Here is a 1712-nt window from a genome sequence, read left to right on the forward strand (position 1 = left end):
TGAAGATTATTCCTTGGATTAGATTATTTTAGGAGATTTACAAACTGTGCTTATTTACCGGTTTTTGCGAGGAAACTCCTCGAATAATCAATTTGCAAGAACCACACTCTTACTTGTATCATTTAAGGAAACTTAATGACAAGGAGGTATGCTTATGCAACAAGTAGCCCAGCCAATGCTCTGTGAATTAAAAGACCAGCTATTCCTGCAGCTTGACGCAAACCAGTACTCTGAATTTTACAAATATTATTTTAGAATTAGGTTCGTCGCACTGGAGAAGTTCATGTCCCAAAACGGGTTAACTGACTACTCAGACGAGGTCGGTAAATCTTTCCTGGAGAATTACCGCCGCACCAAGAATGTCAGTCAGTCCACGATGTATGCTCTGAACTCTTTTATAAACAGACTCAACGACATCAATGATGGCCATGGTTTTATTCCCCGTCATTTCAAGGGTGACCAGATATCGCTGTCCACAGATTTCAATGAGGCAACCGGCAACTATATTTCCTCTTGCCAGGAGAGGGGGAACGTCCAGACAACCTTAAACTGGAAAACAGGTAAATGCACTTATTTCTGTTTCCTGGTTCAACAACTCGGTTGTGAAAGCCTTGGTCAGTTAACCGCTTCCCTAGCCACTAAAGCCTGCCTGCAAATCAAAAACAAGGATGCATGGAGATGCGTCCGCGAGTTCCTGCAGTTCCTTTGTGAAAAGGGCTACACGAACAGGGATTTTTCCTATGTTGTGCCAAAGGCTCCCAAAAAGGTCGTACTCCCTTCAGTTTACAGTACTGAAGAAATCCGGAAAATCGAAAGCTCCGTGGATACATCTTCTGTTGCCGGGAAAAGAAACCTTTGCATTCTGCTCCTGGCCTCCAGGCTGGCCATGAGATCCGGCGACATTGTGAAACTATCCTTCAGCGAAGTGGATTTCTGCAACGGCCGCATCAACTACATGCAAGAAAAAACCGGCAGACTGCAGAGCCTCCCAATTCTGCCAGAGGTGAGAAACGCTCTCAAAAACTACATCAATAACGGACGTCCCGATTCCGTTGAAGACAGGATATTCCTCCGCTTGGAGGCTCCATACAGATCCCTGACAACGGCCGCTGTCAGGGATGTCGTTAACGTCTGTATGAAGAAAGGTGGCGTTGAACCAAACGGGAGGCGGCATGGTCCCCATATATTCCGCTCATCGGTAGCCACATCAATGGTAAATGAAGGCGTTTCCTATGAAGTTGTGCGGCGGATTCTGGGACATAAAGATCCGAACGTGGTTCAGCATTATGCTGCACTGGATGTAAATAATTTAAGGAACTGCGCCCTTCAGGCACCTGAGCCGACTGGTTACCTCAAGGATTTGCTGGAAGGGAGGGCTGTCTTATGAATGATATCCAATTCAACTCCCCCTATGCCAGTCTAATTGAGCAGTTCCTCCGTATAAGGGCTGCATCTTACTGTGAGAAAACAATCATTACGTACCAGCGGGTGCTGAAGGATTTTGATTCTTACTTGGAAACCAACGGATCATGTTCCATTTCCAAGGATACAATCGATGGATGGATTCAAACGCTCCATGGCGCTGATAACACCGTTTCCCATGCGGTGGGAACGATACGCCAATTTACGGAATTCCTTGTGCAGTCCGGGACCCATGCCTATATCCCCGATGTCCCGAAAGTCCGTGACAGCTACATGCCGCATATTTTTAC

Annotated in this window: 2 protein-coding genes; both read left to right on the forward strand. The window is 46.3% G+C overall.

Annotated features, from left to right (window positions below):
- Positions 1-154 precede the first annotated feature (154 nt).
- Positions 155-1387, forward strand: a complete 1233-nt coding sequence (locus tag BUB85_RS21075) for a tyrosine-type recombinase/integrase (protein ID WP_159434697.1) — start codon at positions 155-157, stop codon at positions 1385-1387.
- Positions 1384-1712: site-specific integrase (locus tag BUB85_RS20790; RefSeq protein WP_159434698.1), on the forward strand; the 329-nt coding region annotated here is incomplete at its 3' end. The genes BUB85_RS21075 and BUB85_RS20790, both read left to right, overlap by 4 nt.

Origin of the sequence: Hespellia stercorisuis DSM 15480, assembly GCF_900142165.1 — a bacterium.
GTDB lineage: Bacteria > Bacillota > Clostridia > Lachnospirales > Lachnospiraceae > Hespellia > Hespellia stercorisuis.